Source organism: Variovorax rhizosphaerae (assembly GCF_037889975.1).
Classification (GTDB): domain Bacteria; phylum Pseudomonadota; class Gammaproteobacteria; order Burkholderiales; family Burkholderiaceae_C; genus Variovorax; species Variovorax rhizosphaerae.
This window is the reverse complement of record NZ_JBBKZT010000012.1, coordinates 255,743-274,775: the sequence shown is the minus strand read 5'-3', so window position 1 is coordinate 274,775 and position 19,033 is coordinate 255,743. Positions and strand designations below refer to the sequence as shown.

The following is a 19,033-nucleotide window of genomic DNA, read 5'->3' as shown; positions in this document are numbered from 1 at the left end:
GATTCATACAACCTGCTTTACAAAAGAGGCACCATGAGTCAGATCAACGACCTTCCCCTTTCCGCCATCCCGTCCGACGCATCGCGCGGACTGCGCATCGCCTTCGTGCAGGCACAATGGCATTCGGACATCGTGCACCAGGCGCGCGATGCCTTCCTCGATGAGATGGAGCGACAGGGCTTTGCCCGCGACCGCATCGACGTAGTCGACGTACCGGGCGCTTTCGAGATCCCGCTGCATGCCAAGCGGCTCGCGCTGTCGGGCCGGTACGCCGCCATAGTCGGCTGCGCGCTGGTGGTGGACGGTGGCATCTACCGGCACGAGTTCGTCGCCAATACCGTCGTCAGCACGCTGATGTCGCTGCAGTTGGAGACCAACGTGCCGATGCTCTCGGCCGTGCTCACGCCGCACCACTTCCACGAGCACATCGAGCACCGCAAGTACTTCCACCGCCACTTCGCCATCAAGGGCACCGAGGCGGCCGATGCCTGCATCAAGACGCTGGAAAGCCTGCGACTGGTCGAGACGCTGACGACGGCGGCCTGAGCCCTCAGAAGTCACGTGCGCCGCAGCGCGAAAATGGCGGGATGAGCACCACCACCATCTTCCACAACCCCAACTGCGGCACCTCGCGCAACGTGCTCGCGATAATTCGCGAGCAAGGCATCGAGCCGGAGGTCATCCAGTACCTCAAGACACCCCCAACGCGGGAGACCTTGCAAGCGCTCGCAGCCGCCATGGGCACCACAGTCCGCGGCCTGCTGCGCCAGAAGGGCACGCCCTACGACGAACTTGGCCTGGACGATGCGAAGTGGACAGACGCGCAACTGCTCGACTTCATGCAGGAACATCCAATCCTGTTGCAGCGCCCGATCGTCGTCACGCCGATGGGCACGCGGATCTGCCGGCCCAAGGAGGTCGTGACCGAGATACTGCCGCCGCGCTGAAACCACCTTCCCGCCCAAGGCAAAAGGGCCGGCGCATTCCTGCACCGGCCCTCTTTGATTTTTGGGACGACCGCGTTCAGGCCGAGGCCGGAACCAAAAGCGTGCGCCGCACGCGCCGCACATTGAACGCGCTGGCAATCAGCACACCCTGCGTCAGCGCCAGGCCAAGGATCACGCTGAGGTACTGCCCACGGTCCATGAGCGGCCCGAACACCAGCGGCGCCACCGCCTGCCCGATGTCGAGCCCGGCATACACCACACCATAGACCCGCCCGGTCGCATTCGGCGGCGTCGACTTCTTGACCAGCAGGTCACGCGACGGCCCGGCGATACCTGACGCAAAACCCATCGCCCCGAACAGCACCGGCACCATCGCCGCCGGAAAGCTCGCGAAGGCCAGCACCAGCGCCAGCAATGCCGCAACGCCAAAGCCCGCGCCCACGATGCGTTCGCATCGCGACGGGTCGGAGGCCAGGAAGCCGCCCACCACCATGCCGCCGGCGCTCGCCACCATGTACACGGTGAGGCACACCGCGACCACCGCCACCGGCACCGCATGCAGGTGCCCGGCCGCCACCGGCGCGAAGGTCTGCACCACGCTGATGACCATGGCGTAGAACAGGAAGAAGCCGAAGCACATCCACACGGCGGGAATGCGCAGGAAGTCAAAGTCACCGCCGACGTGCGCGCTGTCGCCCTGCCCCGTCGCCTTGTGCACCTCCTTGACGTCGAGCGCCAGTTCCTTGCGGTACAGCCACAGCACCAGCAGCACGAGCAGCGCGACGACACCTGCCGAGGCCAATGCCACGCGCCACGAGAAAGCGATGGCCAGCGGCACCACGAAAGCCGGCGCCAGCGCCCAGCCGAGGCTGCCGGTGATGCCGTGCACGCTGTACGCATGGCCCAGGCGGGAGGGCATCACCTTGCGGTTGAACAGCGTGTAGTCCACGGGATGGAACACGCCGTTGCCCATGCCCGCGAACACCGCGCAGGCCAGCAGCATCCAGTAGCTCTGCGCCAGCGCATAGCCGATGGAAGCCATGCCCAGCAGGCCCAGGCCCACGAACAGCACCGGCCGCGGCCCCAATTTGTCGACCACGAAGCCCGAGGCCGCCTGCACCACGCAGGAGACCACGAAGAACACCGTCAGCACCGCGCCGAGTTCCGTGTAGCTGACGTTGAAGGCGTCCTTGAGCCAGGGGAAAAGCGGCGCCAGCGTCAGTTGACTGAAATGGCTGATGGCGTGGGCCAAGCCGACCAGGCCGATCAACTTGGCGTCGGATCGCAAGGTCGGCGTGGCGGCGGTGGTGTGGGAAGCGGCGGTCATGTCTGGCTACAAATTCGAAAGCGGACTCTGATGCTAGTCGGGCAAGCAGCGTCAGAATGGCGATAGAGGGACAACAATTGTCGCGATCATGCCAAGCACTGAAACCCCCGACAGGCTCCGTGAACTCCCGCGCAGCACGGTGGGCGCGCCGACCACCAGCGTCGGGCCGCTGACACCGCATCTCTACGCGCCGGACGCGGTGCGCCCCTTGCGCGCCAAGGAGCACTTCCTGAAGGCCGACACGCTGGTCGAACTGCACCAGCATCCGTGGCCGCAGCTCACCTTCTCGACGCGCGGCGTGATCCGGCTCAGCACCGAGGACGGCAGCTACATCGTGCCGCCCTCGCGCGCTCTGTGGGTGCCGGCCAACATGCCGCACAGCATCACGCTGATCGAGGATGCCGAGTTGCGCACCGTGTACCTGCACGGATGGATCGCACCGAACTGGGAGCGCTGCGAAGTGCTGGAAATCAGCCGCCTGCTGCGCGCGCTCATGCTCGCGCTGGACACCACGCCCGATGGCCTGCCGCCGGTCGACCCGCATGCCGCGCAGCGCGAGCGCTGGATCGCCCCGCTGCTGGTCGACGAACTGGAGCGCGCCACGCAGATCCGCATCGACGTGCCGCTGCCCGCCAACAAACGCCTGCGCCAGTTGTGCGAGACGATGCTGCGTGCACCCGCAAGCCGCGCCACGCTGGCCGAGCGAGCGCATGCCATCGGCGCCAGCGAGCGCACCGTGGCGCGCATGTTCCGCAACCAGCTCGGCATGAGCTGGCAGCAATGGCGCCAGCAGGCCGTGATGGCGCATGCGCTGCCGTTGCTGGCGCGCGGCATGCCGGTCAGCCAGGTCGCCACCGCCAGCGGCTACGCCACCGACAGCGCCTTCTGCGCCATGTTCAAGGCCGCCACAGGTCAATCCCCCACTGCTTTTCAACACAAGAAGAAGTCATAAGGCCGCGCACAACCAAGGAGTCCGTCATGAAGTCCCGCATCGCTCTCATCGCCAGTCTCACGCTCACCGTCGCAGGCGCCGCATCGGCTGCCGACCTGTTGGGCACCCTCAAATCCCAGGCCGGGAACTTCTCGATGCCCGAGATGGGCTCCAGCACCATGGGCAATGCGGCCGGCGTGCTGCAGTACTGCGTGAAGAACAACTACCTGGCCGGCGGCGATGCCAATGCCGTCAAGGACAAGCTGCTGGGTGCGGTCACCGGCCAGCAGCCCCAGCAGGAAGGCTACGCCACCGGCGCCAAGGGCCTGCTGCAAGGCACCGACGGCCAGTCCTTCGACCTCAAGAACGTGTCGGGGAAGCTCAAGACGAAGGCTTGCGACTACGTGCTGAAGAACGCGAAGTCGCTGGTCTGAGTTGAGTGGCGTCGAGTTAGAATTTCCAACTTTCCAACCCTCTTGCCACCATGTCAGAGCTTGTTCGCGTCAAGGAAAAGTTTCAGGTCACCATTCCCGTCACCTTGCGCAAGGCGGCGGCGCTGGAGACGGGCGACTATCTGGAAGCATCCCAGTGGGGTGATGGCATCCTGCTGCGGCCGGCGTCTGCCCGCAAGGCAGTCAAGGCGAGACCGGGTATCGTGGCCTTCCTGAATGAACGAAGGGGCCCCGGCCGCACGCGCGAGGACATCGATGCGCAGGTCGATGCCGAGCGCGCCGCATGGGACAAGTGAGGTGAGCGAGAAGCTCACCATTGAGCGCGGCGCCACCGTCTACCTCGATACGAATCCGATCATCTACCTGACGGAGGGGAATCCGCTGTTCAAGAAGTCGATCGCCGTCCTGTTCAAGGCGGTAGAAGCGGCCGGAGCACAACTGATCACGAGCGAACTCGCGCTGACCGAGGTGCTCGTGCGTCCCATTCGCCAGAACGACACCGAATTGATCGCGACCTATGAGCGGTTGTTCGACACGCTGCTCGATGCGAGGCCGGTCAGTCGCGAGGTCTTGCTTCTGGCCGCGCAATTGCGGGCCGACTTGCCGTCGCTCAAGACGCCGGATGCAATCCACGTCGCAACCGCCACGCTGGCGGACGCGAGTGTCTTCGTCTCCGCCGACCTCGGGCTGCGCGGGTTACCCTCCGGCATGCGGCGCATCACCTTGTGACCGACCGCTCCTGGGTTAATGTTCTCGCTCCATGAATTCGACTCCCGACGCGTCCCCTCCCCTGCGCCAGCGCCTCGCCCGCTTCATGCCCTGCCTGGGCTGGCCGCGCCCCAGCCGCAAACTGCTGCACAACGAAGCCATGGCCGGCATCACGGTGGCGCTCATGGTGCTGCCGCAGGGCGTGGCGTACGCCGCCCTGGCCGGCATGCCGCTCGTGACCGGCGTGTACGCGGCGCTGTGGCCGGCGCTGGTGGCGGTGCTGTTCAGCTCCTCGCAACGCCTGTCGGTCGGGCCGACCGCCCTCACCAGCCTGCTGGTGGGCGCATCGCTGGCGCCGCTGGCCGTGGCGGGCAGCGCCGAATGGGTGGCGATGGCGGTGTGGCTCACGCTGATCTCCGGCGCCATCCAGATCGTGATCGGCGCGGGCGGCTTCGGCTGGATCCTGCGGCTGGTCAATTCGCCGGTGCTGAGCGGCTTCACGCAAGGCGCGGCCATCCTGATCGCGCTGTCGCAATTGCCTTCGCTGCTGGGCTTCACCGGCCGCACCGTCATGCAGGCGCTGCAAGGCGGCACGCCGCCGGACTGGACCGCCATGGCCTTCGGCCTCGGCAGCATGGCGGTCATGTGGCTGGGCAAGCGCTGGGTGCCCAAGTTCCCGACGACGATGGCGCTGGTCGCGGGCTCCGCGGCCATCAGCTATGCGATCAGCTACGCGCTGCTGGGCGGCGCCGTGGTGGGCGCGCTGCCCTCCGGCCTGCCCTCGCTGTACCTGCCGGACTTCTCGTCGCTGCAGAAGCTGCCCGCGCTGTTGCTGCCGGCGCTCATGGTGACGCTGGTGAGCTTCCTGGAGACGGCGTCGAGCGCCAAGATCGACAACGCCCGCGCAGGCACGCTCTGGAACGAGAACCAGGACCTGATCGGCCAGGGCCTGGCCAAGGTGGCGTCGGGGCTGACCGGCGCATTCCCGACCAGTTCGTCGTTCTCGCGCTCGGCCATCACACTCTATGCCGGCGCGCAGACCGGATGGGCCACGCTGTTCAGCGTGGTGTTCGTCGCCATCGCGCTGCTGTGGCTGATGCCGCTCATGTACCACGTGCCGCAATCGGTATTGGCGGCGGTGGTGATGACGGCCATTCTCGGGCTGCTCAAGCCGCGCACTTTCGCGGCGCTGTGGAAGGTCTCGCGCGTCGAGGCCGGCATCGCGTTCGGCACCTTCCTGCTCACGATGGCCACCGCGCCATCGATCTACTGGGGCGTGCTGGGTGGCCTGCTGGCCAGCCTGGCCAACTACATGTACCGGCATCTGCACCCGCGCATCATCGAAGTCGGCCTGCACGGTGACGGCAGCCTGCGCGACCGCCACCTGTGGAAGCTGCCGGTGCTGGCCCCCAACCTCTATGCGCTGCGCATGGATGCCGAACTGGACTTCGCCTCCGCCAGCACGCTGGAACGCGCCATCGCCGAAGCCGTCGCGGCGCGGCCGGGCCTGACCGACGTGTGCCTGTTCGCGCAGCCCATCAACCGCATCGACATCACCGGTGCGGAGGTGTTCGGCTCGATCCGCCGGACGCTGAAGAACGGCGGCGTGCGCCTGCACCTGAGCGGCCTCAAGCTGCCGGCGCAGCAGGTGCTGGAACGCGCCGGCCTGCTCGCGCCGGGGCCGTTGCTGTTCGTCTACCGCACCGATGCGGACGCACTGTCAGCATTGACAAGCCAACCGGCGTAGGCTGGTCATGATGACGATGAAGATCGGTTCATTCCGGCGTGGATTGATGTGCGCGATGTTCCCCATTGCGGCACTGCTGTCGGCCTGCGCCGGCCAGGTCAACCCCATCGTCGATGAAGACAGCGTCGAGGCGCTTTCAGCCCAGACGCCGGCGCGCATGAACGCGACGCCCGCCGACTATCGCGGCAATGACTGCTACATGCTGGGACGCTTCCTGGGCGCCATGCAGCAGGGCTACCGCGTGACGGTGGGGTTTCCGCAAAAGGTGTACGGCTGGCATGTCGATGCGATCCAGCAGGTGCAGCAGGAAAAGGGCTGCGCCAATGCCCAGGCCGGGACTTCCGCCAACCCGGTGGTGAGCGGGCAGTTGGGTGTGCAGTTCGAAGCGGTGACGCCGGCGATGGCCCGCACGCTGGGCATGCGCAGCGCCTACGGCGCATTCGTGGTGGAACCGGGCCTCGGGCAAACCAGCCTGCGCGCGCGCGACGTGGTGGTCGAAATCTCGGGCCAGCGGGTTCAGACGCCCGTGGAGTTGCAATCCATCGTGGGCCTGATGGCACCGGGCTACAGGGCGCCGCTGGGCGTCTGGCGCGATGGTGCGCTGGTCAAGCTGAGTATCGAGGTCACGGCACCCGGATCGGCCGTGGTGCAGGCCGCGAAGTAGGCTTCGACGTGATGGCTACAAGGTCATCATGATCTCGAAGCCGCCCCAGAACATCCGCTTGCCATCGAAGGGCAGCTTCGACACATCCATCCATTCCTTCAGGCGCGGGTCGGCCATGACCATGGCATTGACCTCGTCGCGCCTGGCGCGCGACTCGAAGACGATCCACGACAACACGACCAGTTCGTCGTCCTTCAGTTGCACCGCCTGGGGAAACGAGGTGTGCTGGCCTGGCTGCACGTCGTCCGCCAGCGCCTCGCGATACTCGATCGCGCCATGCTCGCGCCAAATGGCACCGACCTGCAAGGCCATCGCGCGGTAGGCCTCGACATTGGCCTTGGGCAGGGGGAGGACGTATCCGTCGACGTAGGCCATGGGCTGCTCCTTGAATGCCTCCACGCTACGGCGTCCGGCCCAGACGTGCAAGCGAATCAGGGTGGCCAGGTTGGCCGATGCGGCGCACTCGCGACACGACGCATCACGGGCGCGTCATTCAGGCTCCGCGCCGCACCGCCGTCAGGGCCACAGCCATCAGGGCTACGCCAGCCATCTGCACCGCGCTGAGCGCGCGCCCGTACACGGCCCAGTCCATCAAGATCGCCGCAGCCGGATAAACGAACTGCAGCAGCGCGATGCGGCTCGTTTCGAGGCGGGCCATGCCGGCATACAGCACCACATAGGCCAGGCCGGTGTGGATGGCGCCCAGGCCCGCGAGCCAGGCCCAACTGGCGCCGGGCGCGGGCCACCCGTGCAAGACGGGCCACCATGCCAGTGCCACAGTGCCCACCGCGCATTGCCTCCAGGCCAGCGCGAACGAACTCAAGCCGCGGGCCAGCTTGGCGATCAGCGTCACGCCGGCATAGCTGAGCGAGCCACCCAGGCACATGGCCAAGCCGACCAGGTAGTCGCGCTGGTGGAGGTTGCCGACTGCGCCGCCGTCGAACAGCCCGGTAGCCAAGGCCAGGCCACCAAGCGCCACCAACGCCGCGCCGGCCTGGCGCCACGACACGCGCTCGCGCAGCCACCACGCGCCGAGTGCCAGCACCCACAACGGCTGCACGTGGAAGACGACGGTGGCCACGCCGATCGAGGTGCGCTCGATGGCGCCAAAGAACAGCGCCCAGTTGGCGATCATCAACGCACTGGCGGCCAGCGCTGCCGCCAGGGCCGCGCCACGCAGGCGCAACTCGCCAAGCCGCCCGGTCGCGGCGCCCCACAGCATCAAGGCCAGTCCGCCGAAGGCGCAGCGGAACCACACGGTGGTCAGCGGGTCTTGCCCGGCTTCCTCGACGAACACGCCGAGGGTGCCCAGCAGCAGGCCGCCGCCGACCATCATCGCCACGCCCCGCCGCTCGCGCGGCGTGGTGGCTGGCACGCCAGCGAGAGGCACGAGCGGGAGAGAAGGTGTGATCAGCTTGTCCATGATGACCCGCATTGTTCGGCGCGGCTCACACTGCGACAAGCGCATTGTTCTGACTGCTAGCATTCGATAATCGAATATTGGAGCGCACCGCATGCCCACCACGGACCTGCAACTCGATTGGATGCGCGCCTTCGTCGCGGTGGTCGACGCGGGCTCGCTGACGGCGGCCGCACCGCTGGTGCACCGCTCACAGTCGGCGTTGAGCATGCAGCTCAAGAAGCTGGAGGACGCCGTCGGCCGGCCGGTGCTCAACCGCGGCCCGCGCCACCTCGAACTGACACCCACCGGGCTGGAATTGCTGGGCCACGCGCGGCGGCTGCTCGAGGTGCATGCGCAGGCGCAGGCGGCCTTGCACGGCCCGGCCGTCACCGGCCGTGTGAGTATGGGCGTGCCCGACGACTACGCGGCCGCCTACCTCACGCCCGTGCTGCGCAGCTTCGGCGCACGCCATGCCGCTGTCGAGATCGACCTGGTGTGCGAGCAGTCGACCACGCTGCTGCCGAAGATCTCGCGCGGCGAGATCGACCTGGCCGTGGTGTCGAGGGATCGCGCGAACCGGGGCACGCTGTTGTTCCACGAGCCGCTGGTGTGGGTCGGCTCGCTGCAGCACGAAGCCTGGCGGCGCGACCCGCTGCCCATCGCCGCCTACGAGGCTGGCAGCATGGCGCGCCGTGCGGCGCTGGCCGCGCTGGCGTCCCAACGGCGGGCGTACCGCGTGGTCTACAACAGCGCGAGCCTGGCCGGACAGTTGGCTGCCGTCGAGAGCGGGCTTGCCATTGCAGTGCTCACGCGCTGCAGCATGCCGCCGGGGCTGGTGCAACTGCAGGAGAAGCACGGCCTGCCCGCCCTGCCCTCCATGGAAGTGGCCGCGCTGCGCAGCCGGGCCTCGGCGGGGTCAGACGCGGTGGACGCGCTGCATGCGGAGGTGTTGCGCACGTTGCGGCGTAACGGCTGACCCGTCTCGGCTGGCGGCACAGCCGCATCGCGCGTGGCCAGTGCAGCGGCGACAGTCTGGCCGCGGCGGCAGTTCGGCCGTTGCGGCCAGACACCCCGGATCCCGGCGCTACGCAACGCACCGATAGCTCGCAGCCTTGAGCGGATCTCCAGAAACGAATTGCGGATGGTTCGGATAGCGGCACATCGGACGGGATGCCAGCGTCGTGAACGGCGCAACGGTCTCGTTGCGCACTTGGATCAACACGTCATCGGGCGCCTTGCCGCCAGCGGCCCATTGGTCCAGCGTTGCGAGCAGGTCGGTTGTCGTCGGCACCGGGGTGCCCGTGGTCAGGCTCACCGCGGTGCCGCCATGCGATGAGGCCGGCGACACGTACAGGCGCAGGAAGCGTTCCGCGTCGGCGCGGCCCATGCGCGCAATCACGCTGTCGTAGTACTGCATGCCCGCGACCGGGCTTTGCACCATGTCGCCGGTGTTCTCACGGATGATCAACTTGCCGCCGCGGCGCAGGAACGCGCTCAGGTCAGGATCGGTCGAGTCCATCATCGCGGACACCTGCTGGATGCGATCGCGGTAAGTCGCGGCATCGAACCGCCGCGGATCCAGCCTTGGTTCTCGCGCGATGACGTTGCGCGCGTAGCTCAGACCGTACACCACGCCTCGCGCCTCGGTGGTGACGAACTCGACGCCCGGCGGCTTGCCATCGCTGACCCAGCGCTCGATGCCTTCACCGGGCTGGATCTCGCCACCGAAGAGCCGCCCGGGATAGGCGGTCAATCCGTTGGCGAGGGCAAAGGGAAGCACTGTGGGCTTGTACGCTCCGTCAAAGGTGGCGATCTGCGCATCGGAGAGGCAGGCGTCGCCCGCATCGGTGCCGCCGGGGCAGCGCAAGGTCTCCACGTCGAAGCGCGCCGGACAGGCCAGGTAGTTCTGGATCACGCCATCGGCCAGGCCATCCAGGCCGTCGCAGGCGGTGTTCACGGCATTGGCAATCAGGCGCGTCTTGGCGGGGTTGAGGACGCCACCGTTGTACTGCGGCTTGATGAAGCTGATGAAGCTGTTGAAGAGGCCGTTCCATTGGATGACCGGCACCACGGCGACGATGCCGTCGAAATCCTGCGGAAAGCGCTGCGCCAGCATCAACCCTTCGCGCCCGCCCTCCGAGCCGCCGAAGTAGTACTGCTGCGCAGGCTTGCGCTGGTAGTAGCGCTGCATCAGGACTGTCGCCACGTCCTTCACCTTCTTGTACGAGGCGAAGGCGAAGTTCTCGAACATCTCGTCGTTCAAGGCGAACCTGGCGGGATCGGTCGGGTACGAAGTGCCGTCGTGTCCCGAGTCCGTGCCGAAGGTGGCGTATCCGCGAGTGATCGGAAGCGGCGAACCTGCCGGCGCATCGCGAAGGGGCGTGAGGCCGGTGATGAGCACGCCATTGAAGCCGCCGCCACCGTACATCAAGGCCTTGTGATTCCATTGGATCGGCAGGTTGAGTTGGAAGCGGATGGGTTCGGCGTCTGCGGTACGCGCGGCGATGCTTCCGAGGACCTGGCAGTACTCGGGCAGTCCATTGGCCGCGGCGATCAGCGCGGCGGAACGCACCGACGCGACGCCGCTGGGAAGGCGGATCTCCGCGGCAGCCACCGACTGGCCGGCGAGCGCCTGGCAACCCTGGCGCAATGCGGCCTGGTCGGGCACCGGCGGAGTGTTTGCGCACCCGGCCAGCAGCACGGCGCAAGTGAAAGCGCCCAACATCTTCAGGCGGGTATGCAGGGCGTACTTCATGGGGCTCCTTGGGCGCTTTTGGTCCTGTTGCTGAAACTACTTCGGCGCCATCGTCGTCAGCACCGCCACGCTCATGGCCTCGACGCTGGTCTTGATCGACGGCTCCGGCACCGGCGCGAAGAACGGCGAGTGATTGAACGCGATGGGCTTGCCGCCGGGTTTCATCGAGGCAGCAACGTCCTCCGGCGATAGCACGCCGACGAAAAAGAACATCGACGGCACGCCGGCGTTCACGAACTCCGAGAAGTCCTCGCTGGCCGTGATGGGCGGCACCGCGACCACCTTGGGATCGCCGAACGCGCTCTTGAGCGCGGCGACCGTACGCTTGACCACGGCCTCGTCATTGACGACGGCGGCACCGCCGGGCACGAGTTCGACGGCAGGCTCGGGCGCGCCGCCCATCATGGCCGCCGCATTGGCTGTGCGACGGATGCCGGCCAGCAGCTTCTCGCGCACCTGCGGGCTGTAGGAGCGCACGGTGCCGCGCAGCACCACGGTATCGGGAATGATGTTGCCCACGGTGCCGCCCTGGATCGCACCGATCGTGACGACGCCGAATTCCGCCGGGTCCTTCTCGCGGCTCACCACGGTCTGCACGTCGGTGACGAAGCGCGCGGCGATGGCGATCGGGTCGATGGTCTTGTCCGGCGCGGACCCGTGGCCGCCGCGGCCCTTGAAGGTAATCTCGATCGAATCGGAGTTCGAACTGATCGCGCCGACCTTGTAGCCGACGAAGCCGTACGGCGATGGCGAGGTGTGCAGCGCGAAGGCGTAGTCGGGCTTGGGGAAGCGCTTGAACAAGCCGTCGGCGATCATGGCCTTGGCGCCGGAGACGGTTTCCTCGGCCGGCTGGGCGACGAACATCAGCGTGCCCTTCCACTGGTCCTTCATGGCCAGCAGCGTGCGCGCGGTGCCGACCCAGCTGGCCATGTGGATGTCGTGGCCGCAACTGTGCGCGACGAAGGACTCGCGGCCGTTGGACTGGGTCTTGGCCTTGCTGGCATAGGGCAAGCCGGTCTTTTCTTCCATCGGCAACGCGTCGAGCTCGGTGCGGACCAGCACCGTCGGGCCAGCGCCGTTCTTGTAGATCGCGACCACACCGGTGCCGCCGACTTTCTCGGTCACTTCGAAGCCGAGCTTGCGCATCTCCTCGGCCATCTTCCCGGCGGTGCGCACTTCCTGGAAGGCGATCTCGGGGTTCGCATGCAGGTCCTTGTAGAGCGCTTCGAGCGATGGGTACATGCCGCTGACGATGGGCGCGACCTGCGTGTGCAATGGCGAGGGCGTCTGTGCGCCGGCGGTTGAAGCGACAAGGATGGCGGCGAGCAATGCGCTGCGGTGAAAGACACCATGAATCATCTTGATTTATCCAATTGGGTGAGGGCGGTGCGATCAACGATGGGTGTCGCTGCATCGATCAAAGCGCCCGAGGCTGTCACGAGACGATGAACTGCAGCGACGATGGCGTGCACTCGTTGCATCATGGCAAAGAACTCGGGGCTTGTGGCGGAATCCGTGGCTACTTCGACGCGACGGCGACCTTGGCCCCGACCGCCGGACGCTCATGCGTCGCATGCGAGGCATCCGCGCGCTGCGCACCAGTGGATCGCCCATGGTTGATCAGCGACACCGCAATGGCCGCAATCACCGCGGGGATCGCGATCGCCATGAAGTTCTGCTCCAGCGGCAGGGCCAGGCCGACCAGGCTGCCGATGACGATGGGTGCCAGGATGGCGCCGCTGCGTCCCACGCCCGAGGCCCAGCCGATGCCGGTGGCGCGCACTGCCATCGGGTAGAACTGCCCGACGTAGGCATAGGTCACGATCTGCGTGCCGATGGTCGAGGCGCCCGCCAGGCCGACCAGCAGGAACAGCACTTCGGTCGGGACGCGATAGCCCAACAAGGTGATCGACACCGCGGCCAGCGCATACATGCCGACCAGCACGTACTTTATGTGGAAGCGGTCCGCCAACCAGCCGCCGCCCACCGCGCCGATCATCGCGCCGAAGTTCAGCACGAGCACGAAGGTCAGCGCGGAGCCGAGGCTGTAGCCCGCGCTGGCCATCAGCTTGGTCAGCCAGGAGCTGAGTGCATAGACCATGAACAGGCACATGAAGAAGGCGATCCAGAACATCACGGTGCTGAAGCCGCGGCCTTCCTGGAACAGGCGACCGATGGGTGCGCTGACGGCCTTGTCCTCACGGGGCAGTGCGAAGTTGTCGCCTGCGGCTGGCACGTAGCCTGGATCGAGCCTCTTCGCCAGTTGCTGCAACTCGTCGAGGCGGTTGGCCTTGATAAGGAAGGGCATGGATTCGGGCATCGACTTCAGGATCGCAGGGATCAGCAGCACCGGCAGGCCGGCCGCGAGGAACACCGATGACCAGCCATAGGCCTCCATCAGCCCCTTGCCGAGCAGCGCAGCCAGCATGCCGCCGACGGCATAGCCGCTGAACATCAGCGTGACCATGGTGCTGCGGATCTTGCGCGGCGAGTATTCCGTCATCTGCGCAACCACGTTCGGCATCACGCCACCGATGCCGAGGCCGGCCAGGAAGCGCATCACACTGAAGCTGATGGGCTCGTGCGTGAGGCCTGCGCCCGCGGTGAACACGCTGAACAGCGCGACGCAGATGACGATGGCGCGCCGCCGCCCGATCTTGTCGGCAATGGTGCCGAGGAAGATGGCGCCGAACATCATGCCGAACAGCGCGGAGCTGACCATGAAGCCGGCATTGGTCGGGCTCACGCCCATCTCCTTCATGATCGACGGCAAGGCGATGCCGGCGACCGCGAGGTCATAGCCGTCGAAGATGATGATGAGGGCGCACCAGAAGAGCACCAGGCCGTGGAAGCGATTGAAGCGGGCCTCGTCGGCGAGCTTGTGGAGATCGATATTGCGCATGGTCTTTGTCTCGTGAGGTTGTGTTGTGTCGATCAGCCGAGATCGCCGCCACCCACCGGGACCACAGTCCCAGTGATGTACGAAGCGTCATCGGAGGCAAGGAACAGGATGGGCGCGACCTGCTCGTCGATCGTCCCGTAGCGGTGCATGAGGCTGGAATCCACCGTCTGGTCGACCACGCCCTGGTACCAGGCGGTGTCGCGGGCGCTGGGCTTCGCCTTCACCTGGTTGCGCGGCACGCGACGCGGCGGGGCCTCGGTGCCGCCGGGTGCGGTGGCGTTGATGCGGATGCCGTTGCGCGTGTGCTCCATTGCCAGCGACGCGGTCAGCGCGTTCACGCCGCCCTTTGCCGCCGAATACGGCACACGATGCACGCCGCGCGTCGCAATCGACGACACGTTGACGATGACGCCCCGCTTCTTCTTGACCATGAAGGGCAAGGCCGCGCGACAGGACCACAGCGTGGGGAACAGCGAGCGCCGAATCTCGGCCTCGATTTGCGCCTCCTCGTAATGCTCGTAGGGCTTGGCCCAGATCGTGCCGCCCACGTTGTTGACCAGCACGTCGACGCGCTTGAAGCGGGCGAGGCACTCGGCGACCATGGCCTGCGCGCCCGCGAAGGTTTCGAGATCGGCCTGGAAGGCTGCGGCGTTGCCACCGCCCTCCTCGATCTCCTGCACCACTTCATTGACGATATCGGCGCGGTCGACCGCCAGCACCGTCCCGCCTTCGGCCGCGATGCGCAGCGCCACGCCACGGCCGATGCCTTGCGCGGCCCCGGTGACGATGACGACCTTGTTCTTGAAGCGTGAAGCAACGATTTGCCCAACCTCCGCGCTGCGCGCTGCGGTATTCGCCTTGAGAGCGGCCTCGCGGTTCATGCCGCCACCGCTTCGTTGGCCGACGAGAACTTCTCGAAGTGGAAGCTCTTCGGTGTGACGCCCACACCCGACATCCACCTGCGCACGCCTTCCACCATCGGCGGCGGGCCGCACACGTACACGTCGACATTCCCGTCGTGCAGGTCTCCGGATGACAGGTGGTTGGTCACGTAGCCCTGCTTCGGGTGCCCGCTGTCCGCGTCCACCACGCAGGTGAAGAACTCGAAGTCGGGCAGGTCGGCTTTCAGTTCCGCCAGCGTCTCCAGCTCGACCAAGTCATCGTTGGTGTTGACCCCATAGGCCAGGCGGATCGGATGGTCGGTCGGGTTCTGCTTCAGCCACAGCAGCATCGACAGGAAGGGCGCGAGGCCCGTGCCGCCCGCGAGCATCAAGATGGGACGCACCGCAGGACGCAGGTAGAAGCTGCCGTACGGTCCCGTGAACATCATGAAGTCCTCGGGCTGCGCCTGCTTGCGCATGTAGGTGCTCATCAGGCCGTCGGGCACGTCGCGGATCAGGAAGGCCAGCTCGGAGGTGTTCGGCGCGGAGCTGAACGAGTACGAGCGGGTCTGCTTGCTGCCCGGCACCATGAGGTTCACGTACTGCCCCGGCAGGAAGGCCAGCGGGCGCTCGGCTTGCAGCGAGAAGGACACGGTAGTGGCCGAGTCGCGTTCGATCTTCGTGAGCTTGCCGCCATGCGCGCCCACTTCCGTCTTGCACGCCGCCGACGAAGCCGGCACGCGCACCACGCAATCGGAGGTCGGCTTCATCTGGCAGGTCAGCACGTAGCCGTTGGCCGCTTCGTCATCGGCCAGCGCATCCTCGATGTAGTCGCCCATCGTGAAGCTACCGCTCTCGCAGTGGCACTTGCAGGTGCCGCAGGCGCCGTCGCGGCAGTCCAGCGGGATGTTGATCTTGGCGCGGTAGGCCGCGTCGGCGACGAGTTCGTTGGGCTCGCACGGGATGATGCGCGAGACGCCATCCTCGAACTGCAGGGCGATGTTGTACGTCATGGTTGTCTCCTTGACCCTTCGGATTTCAAATGTGATAGATGTCGAGCAGGTGGTGGATGTAGTCGTTCTTCAGCACGACGTACTTGCGCTTGATCTGCGGCTTCTCGCCGCTCGTGTCCAGCGTGTACTGCGAGCTGCCGAAGTACACGTCGACGATGTCGTAACGGAAGCTGTGCGTGGTCCAGTTGAAGGACACGACGCATTGCTTGTCGTCCTGCGACAGCACCTCCAGGTTGTTGATCGCATGGCCGGTGCGCGTGTCGGGCATCGTGGCGCTGGAGCGCTCGGTCTGGATGCGGAACACGCGGTCTTCGAGGCCCTGCTTGTTCGGGTAATAGATGAGCGAGACCTCGTTCTGCGGGTCCGTCGTCAGCTTGTCGTCGTCATCCCACGAGGGCATGAAGAACTCGGCGTCGTCGGCGTAGCAGTCGAGCCAGTCGGCCCAGCGGTTCTCGTCGAGTGCGCGTGCCTCCGAGTAGACGAAGGACTGGATGGCCTGGTAGGACAACATCACAGGGCTCCTTCCGATTCGGCGACCACGGCCTTCTTCATCGTGTCGAGCCAGTACTCGTGCTGGCCGATGTAGAGGCCTTCGTCCTCCGTCTTGATGCAGCTCATCTCGGGCTTGAGTTCGATCAGGTCGGCGGTGGCGTCCGCGCCCTTGATCCAGTGCGTGGCGCCGCGGCTCATGTCGTTCCACTTGACGGCGCGTGCGCCGTAGCCGTGCTGGCAGGAACGGAATTCCTCCAGATCGTCTGGCGTGGCCATGCCGGTGGCGTTGAAGAAGTCCTCGTACTGGCGCAGGCGCCGCGTGCGCGCTTCGGGTGCTTCGCCCTTCGGCGCGATGCAGTAGATCGTCACTTCCGTCTTGTTGACCGAGACCGGCCGCACGATGCGGATTTGCGAGCTGAACTGGTCCATCAGGTAGACGTTGGGGTACAGGCAGAGGTTGCGCGACTTGCCCAGCATCCAGTCGGTCTTGGCCTCGCCGAACTTGCCGATCCACTCGTCACGCTTGGAGTACAGCGGACGGTCTTCCGGGTTGGACCAGTTGGTCCACAGCAGCAGGTGGCCGTGCTTGAAGGTGTAGGAACCGCCGCCTTGCTGCGCCCATTTGCCGGCGTTCATCGCCTTGACAGTGTCGACCTTGCCGTCGACGCTGCGGCGGCTGGTGGTGGCCGCGTAGTTCCAGTGCACCGACGAGACGTGGTAACCGTCGGCGCCGTTCTCCGCGCCCAGCTTCCAGTTGCCGTCGAAGGTGTAGGTCGATGCGCCGCGCAGCACTTCCAGGCCTTCCGGCGACTGGTCGACGATCATGTCGATGATCTTGGCGGCCTCGCCCAGATGCTCCTTCAGCGGCGCGACGTCGGGGTTCACGCTGCCGAACAGGAAGCCGCGGTAGTTCTCGAAGGCGCCGAGCTTTGCCAGGTCATGGCTGCCTTCGCAGTTGAAGCTGGGCGGGTAGCCGGCCTCGGCGTTGTTGTCCTTGACCTTGAGCAGCTTGCCGGCGTTGTTGAAGGTCCAGCCGTGGAAGGGGCAGGTGAAGCTGGACTTGTTGCCCTTCTTGTGGCGGCAGAGGATGGCGCCGCGGTGCGTGCAGGTGTTGGCCAGCGCGTTGAGCTTGCCGTCCTTGCTGCGCGTGATGACCACCGGTTGGCGGCCGACGTACACGGTCAGGTAGTCGTTGACGTTGGCGATCTGGCTCTCATGCGCGAGGTAGACCCAGTTGCCTTCGAAGATGTGCTTCATCTCGAGGTCGAACAGTTGCTCGTCGGTGAAGACCGAGCGGTCCAGGCGGTACTTGTGCTCGACCGGATCGTCTTCGAGCAGCGCGTCGAGCTTGGCGAGGTTCGGCGTGGACTTGACGGGGTAGATGGGGATCATGTTGTGTCTCCGGAAGGTCTGCGGAATGGCGATTTGCTGAAAGGGGGTCGTCGCAAAGCCGAAGCACCCTGCTTCTGTCATCGACGATCGGTATGGAAATGGAATCCTGGCCGGCCGGCGGCGCGGCTCAGGACGGAAGGCGGCGCGTCAGGCTTCTGAGGCGACGGCGCGGGCTACACGGGCTTGAGGCGATGCTTCGCTCTCGTCGATGGCCGGCTGCATGACGAAGTCGAAGGGCACGCGCGTGAACTGGGTCGTCACGCCAAGCGATTCGTAGCCCTTGGGCGGCGTGTTGCGCTCGAGCTTCAGGATCAGGCCGTCGCGTGTGGCGAAGGCGAAGTCGTCGTCGATGAAGCTGTCACCCGGCACGTTGACTTGCGTGGTCAGCGTGCGCAGGCCCGGCGCGACCACCAGGAAGTGGATGTGCGCGGGGCGATTGCCGTGACGACCGATGGCCGTGAACAGTTCCGAGGTCGGGCTGTTCGGCGGGATCGCGTAGCCCGGCGGCAGGAAGCTGCGGAAGCGATAGCGGCCTTGCGCATCGGTCTCGATCTTGCGGCGCAGCGCGTACTCGGCCTGGTCCGGATCGAAGTGCGAATAGCGACCCAGCTCGTTGGCATGCCACACGTCGACGATGGCGCCGGCCACCGGCTTGCCGTCGATGTCGAGCACACGACCCTCCATCACCATCGTTTCGCCGCGTTGCTCGTCGCCTTCTTCGTCGACGCGCGTTTCGTACTTCGACAGCGGTGCGCCGGCGATGTAGAGCGGCCCTTCGATGGCGCGTGGCGTGCCGGCATTGCGACCGGCGCGTTCATCGGCCTCATCGAGACGGATGTCCAGCAGGCGGTCGAAGCCGAGGCCGGCGGTGATCAACCCGGCTTGGCCACCCGAAGCCAGGCGCGAGAGCCAGTCGACGCCAGCCCAGAACTCGTCGGGCTGGATGTCCAGGTCATCGATGGCGTGGAACAGGTCGCCGACGATGCGCGCGGTGATCTTCTGCACGCGCGGGTTGCCGTTGGGCCGGTTCGAGTGGGTGACTTTTTCCAGCAGTTGGGTCTTGTTCATTTCATTCATGGGGATGTCTCCGTTGGGGTCGTGGGGGTGGTTGAGAAAACTTGAAGATCAGCGGTCGTCGCCATGGATCGACGAGGCATGCCGACACAGCGGCCGCACGACGATGTCCATGTAGGGGAACAGGGGCAGCGTCATCAGCGTGTCGTGCAACGCGGCGTTGTCGGCCACGTCGAAGATGCTGACGTTGGCGTAGCGCCCGGCGATGCGCCACAGGTGGCGCCAGACGCCATCGCGTTGCAGGCCTTGGGCGATCTGCTTCTCGCGCGCCTTGAGCTGGTCGGCTTGCGCCGGCGTCATGTCATGCGGCAGGTTGACGGTCATTTCGACGTGGAACAGCATGGTC

At 66.2% G+C, this 19,033-nt stretch carries 21 protein-coding genes; 9 read left to right on the top strand and 12 right to left on the bottom strand.

From position 1 onward, the window contains the following. Nucleotides 1-33 precede the first annotated feature (33 nt). Nucleotides 34-546 (top strand): 6,7-dimethyl-8-ribityllumazine synthase, encoded by a 513-nt coding sequence (locus WKW82_RS25360; protein ID WP_340345171.1) that lies wholly within the window; start codon nucleotides 34-36, stop codon nucleotides 544-546. Nucleotides 547-587: 41 nt separating this feature from the next. Continuing rightward, nucleotides 588-947, top strand: a complete 360-nt coding sequence (arsC, locus tag WKW82_RS25355) for an arsenate reductase (glutaredoxin) (RefSeq protein ID WP_340345169.1) — start codon at nucleotides 588-590, stop codon at nucleotides 945-947. Nucleotides 948-1,023: 76 nt separating this feature from the next. On the opposite strand, the gene WKW82_RS25350 is transcribed toward arsC, so the two are convergent. Next, the gene (locus tag WKW82_RS25350) at nucleotides 1,024-2,274 is read right to left on the bottom strand and encodes an MFS transporter (RefSeq protein ID WP_340345167.1); all 1,251 of its coding nucleotides are present in this window, start codon (nucleotides 2,272-2,274) and stop codon (nucleotides 1,024-1,026) included. Between the two features lie 88 nt (nucleotides 2,275-2,362). On the opposite strand from WKW82_RS25350, the gene WKW82_RS25345 reads away from it, so the two are divergent. The 6 genes from WKW82_RS25345 to WKW82_RS25320 are packed head-to-tail and all read left to right on the top strand — an operon-like array spanning nucleotide 2,363 to nucleotide 6,776. Next, nucleotides 2,363-3,226, top strand: a complete 864-nt coding sequence (locus WKW82_RS25345) for an AraC family transcriptional regulator (protein ID WP_340345166.1) — start codon at nucleotides 2,363-2,365, stop codon at nucleotides 3,224-3,226. A gap of 26 nt (nucleotides 3,227-3,252) precedes the next feature. After that, nucleotides 3,253-3,639, top strand: a complete 387-nt coding sequence (locus WKW82_RS25340; protein WP_340345164.1) for a DUF2501 domain-containing protein — start codon at nucleotides 3,253-3,255, stop codon at nucleotides 3,637-3,639. Between the two features lie 50 nt (nucleotides 3,640-3,689). After that, nucleotides 3,690-3,953 (top strand): AbrB/MazE/SpoVT family DNA-binding domain-containing protein, encoded by a 264-nt coding sequence (locus tag WKW82_RS25335; RefSeq protein ID WP_340345163.1) that lies wholly within the window; start codon nucleotides 3,690-3,692, stop codon nucleotides 3,951-3,953. A 1-nt stretch (nucleotide 3,954) separates the two neighbouring features. Next, nucleotides 3,955-4,386 carry a type II toxin-antitoxin system VapC family toxin gene (locus WKW82_RS25330; protein ID WP_340345161.1) on the top strand — a complete coding sequence of 144 codons (432 nt, stop codon included), beginning with the start codon at nucleotides 3,955-3,957 and terminating at the stop codon, nucleotides 4,384-4,386. Nucleotides 4,387-4,417: 31 nt separating this feature from the next. After that, nucleotides 4,418-6,112, top strand: coding sequence for a SulP family inorganic anion transporter (locus tag WKW82_RS25325; protein WP_340345160.1), 1,695 nt, complete (start codon nucleotides 4,418-4,420; stop codon nucleotides 6,110-6,112). 10 nt (nucleotides 6,113-6,122) lie between these two features. Then, entirely contained in the window at nucleotides 6,123-6,776 is a 654-nt protein-coding gene (locus tag WKW82_RS25320; RefSeq protein ID WP_340345158.1) for a Do family serine endopeptidase, read from the top strand. Nucleotides 6,777-6,791: 15 nt separating this feature from the next. On the opposite strand, the gene WKW82_RS25315 is transcribed toward WKW82_RS25320, so the two are convergent. Then, complete coding sequence (locus WKW82_RS25315) at nucleotides 6,792-7,151, bottom strand: DUF1428 domain-containing protein (RefSeq protein WP_340345157.1); 360 nt, start codon at nucleotides 7,149-7,151, stop codon at nucleotides 6,792-6,794. 118 nt (nucleotides 7,152-7,269) lie between these two features. Further along, nucleotides 7,270-8,199, bottom strand: coding sequence for a DMT family transporter (locus WKW82_RS25310; RefSeq protein ID WP_422823577.1), 930 nt, complete (start codon nucleotides 8,197-8,199; stop codon nucleotides 7,270-7,272). A 91-nt stretch (nucleotides 8,200-8,290) separates the two neighbouring features. Here WKW82_RS25310 and WKW82_RS25305 point away from each other — a divergent pair, with 91 nt between their 5' ends. Then, nucleotides 8,291-9,154: a LysR family transcriptional regulator gene (locus tag WKW82_RS25305; protein WP_340345155.1), complete on the top strand. Its 864-nt coding sequence runs from the start codon at nucleotides 8,291-8,293 to the stop codon at nucleotides 9,152-9,154. A gap of 108 nt (nucleotides 9,155-9,262) precedes the next feature. Here WKW82_RS25305 and WKW82_RS25300 read toward each other — a convergent pair whose 3' ends face one another. From WKW82_RS25300 to catC, 9 genes are all read right to left on the bottom strand, one after another. Next, nucleotides 9,263-10,933, bottom strand: a complete 1,671-nt coding sequence (locus tag WKW82_RS25300) for a tannase/feruloyl esterase family alpha/beta hydrolase (protein WP_340345153.1) — start codon at nucleotides 10,931-10,933, stop codon at nucleotides 9,263-9,265. 36 nt (nucleotides 10,934-10,969) lie between these two features. Next, nucleotides 10,970-12,292 carry an amidohydrolase gene (locus WKW82_RS25295; protein WP_340345152.1) on the bottom strand — a complete coding sequence of 441 codons (1,323 nt, stop codon included), beginning with the start codon at nucleotides 12,290-12,292 and terminating at the stop codon, nucleotides 10,970-10,972. Nucleotides 12,293-12,452: 160 nt separating this feature from the next. After that, nucleotides 12,453-13,835, bottom strand: coding sequence for an MFS transporter (locus tag WKW82_RS25290; RefSeq protein WP_340345150.1), 1,383 nt, complete (start codon nucleotides 13,833-13,835; stop codon nucleotides 12,453-12,455). Between the two features lie 32 nt (nucleotides 13,836-13,867). Then, nucleotides 13,868-14,716, bottom strand: a complete 849-nt coding sequence (benD, locus tag WKW82_RS25285; protein ID WP_422823576.1) for a benzoate diol dehydrogenase BenD — start codon at nucleotides 14,714-14,716, stop codon at nucleotides 13,868-13,870. Beyond that, nucleotides 14,713-15,729 carry a benzoate 1,2-dioxygenase electron transfer component BenC gene (gene benC, locus WKW82_RS25280; protein ID WP_340345149.1) on the bottom strand — a complete coding sequence of 339 codons (1,017 nt, stop codon included), beginning with the start codon at nucleotides 15,727-15,729 and terminating at the stop codon, nucleotides 14,713-14,715. The genes benD and benC overlap by 4 nt, the downstream gene beginning before the upstream one ends. A gap of 25 nt (nucleotides 15,730-15,754) precedes the next feature. Beyond that, the gene (gene benB, locus WKW82_RS25275; protein ID WP_340333884.1) at nucleotides 15,755-16,240 is read right to left on the bottom strand and encodes a benzoate 1,2-dioxygenase small subunit; all 486 of its coding nucleotides are present in this window, start codon (nucleotides 16,238-16,240) and stop codon (nucleotides 15,755-15,757) included. Then, nucleotides 16,240-17,613 (bottom strand): benzoate 1,2-dioxygenase large subunit, encoded by a 1,374-nt coding sequence (gene benA / locus WKW82_RS25270; RefSeq protein WP_340345148.1) that lies wholly within the window; start codon nucleotides 17,611-17,613, stop codon nucleotides 16,240-16,242. Before benA ends, benB begins: the two co-directional genes overlap by 1 nt. Before the next feature lie 147 nt (nucleotides 17,614-17,760). Beyond that, the gene (locus WKW82_RS25265) at nucleotides 17,761-18,690 is read right to left on the bottom strand and encodes a dioxygenase family protein (RefSeq protein WP_340345147.1); all 930 of its coding nucleotides are present in this window, start codon (nucleotides 18,688-18,690) and stop codon (nucleotides 17,761-17,763) included. A gap of 48 nt (nucleotides 18,691-18,738) precedes the next feature. Beyond that, entirely contained in the window at nucleotides 18,739-19,029 is a 291-nt protein-coding gene (gene catC, locus WKW82_RS25260; RefSeq protein WP_340345146.1) for a muconolactone Delta-isomerase, read from the bottom strand. Nucleotides 19,030-19,033: the final 4 nt, after the last annotated feature.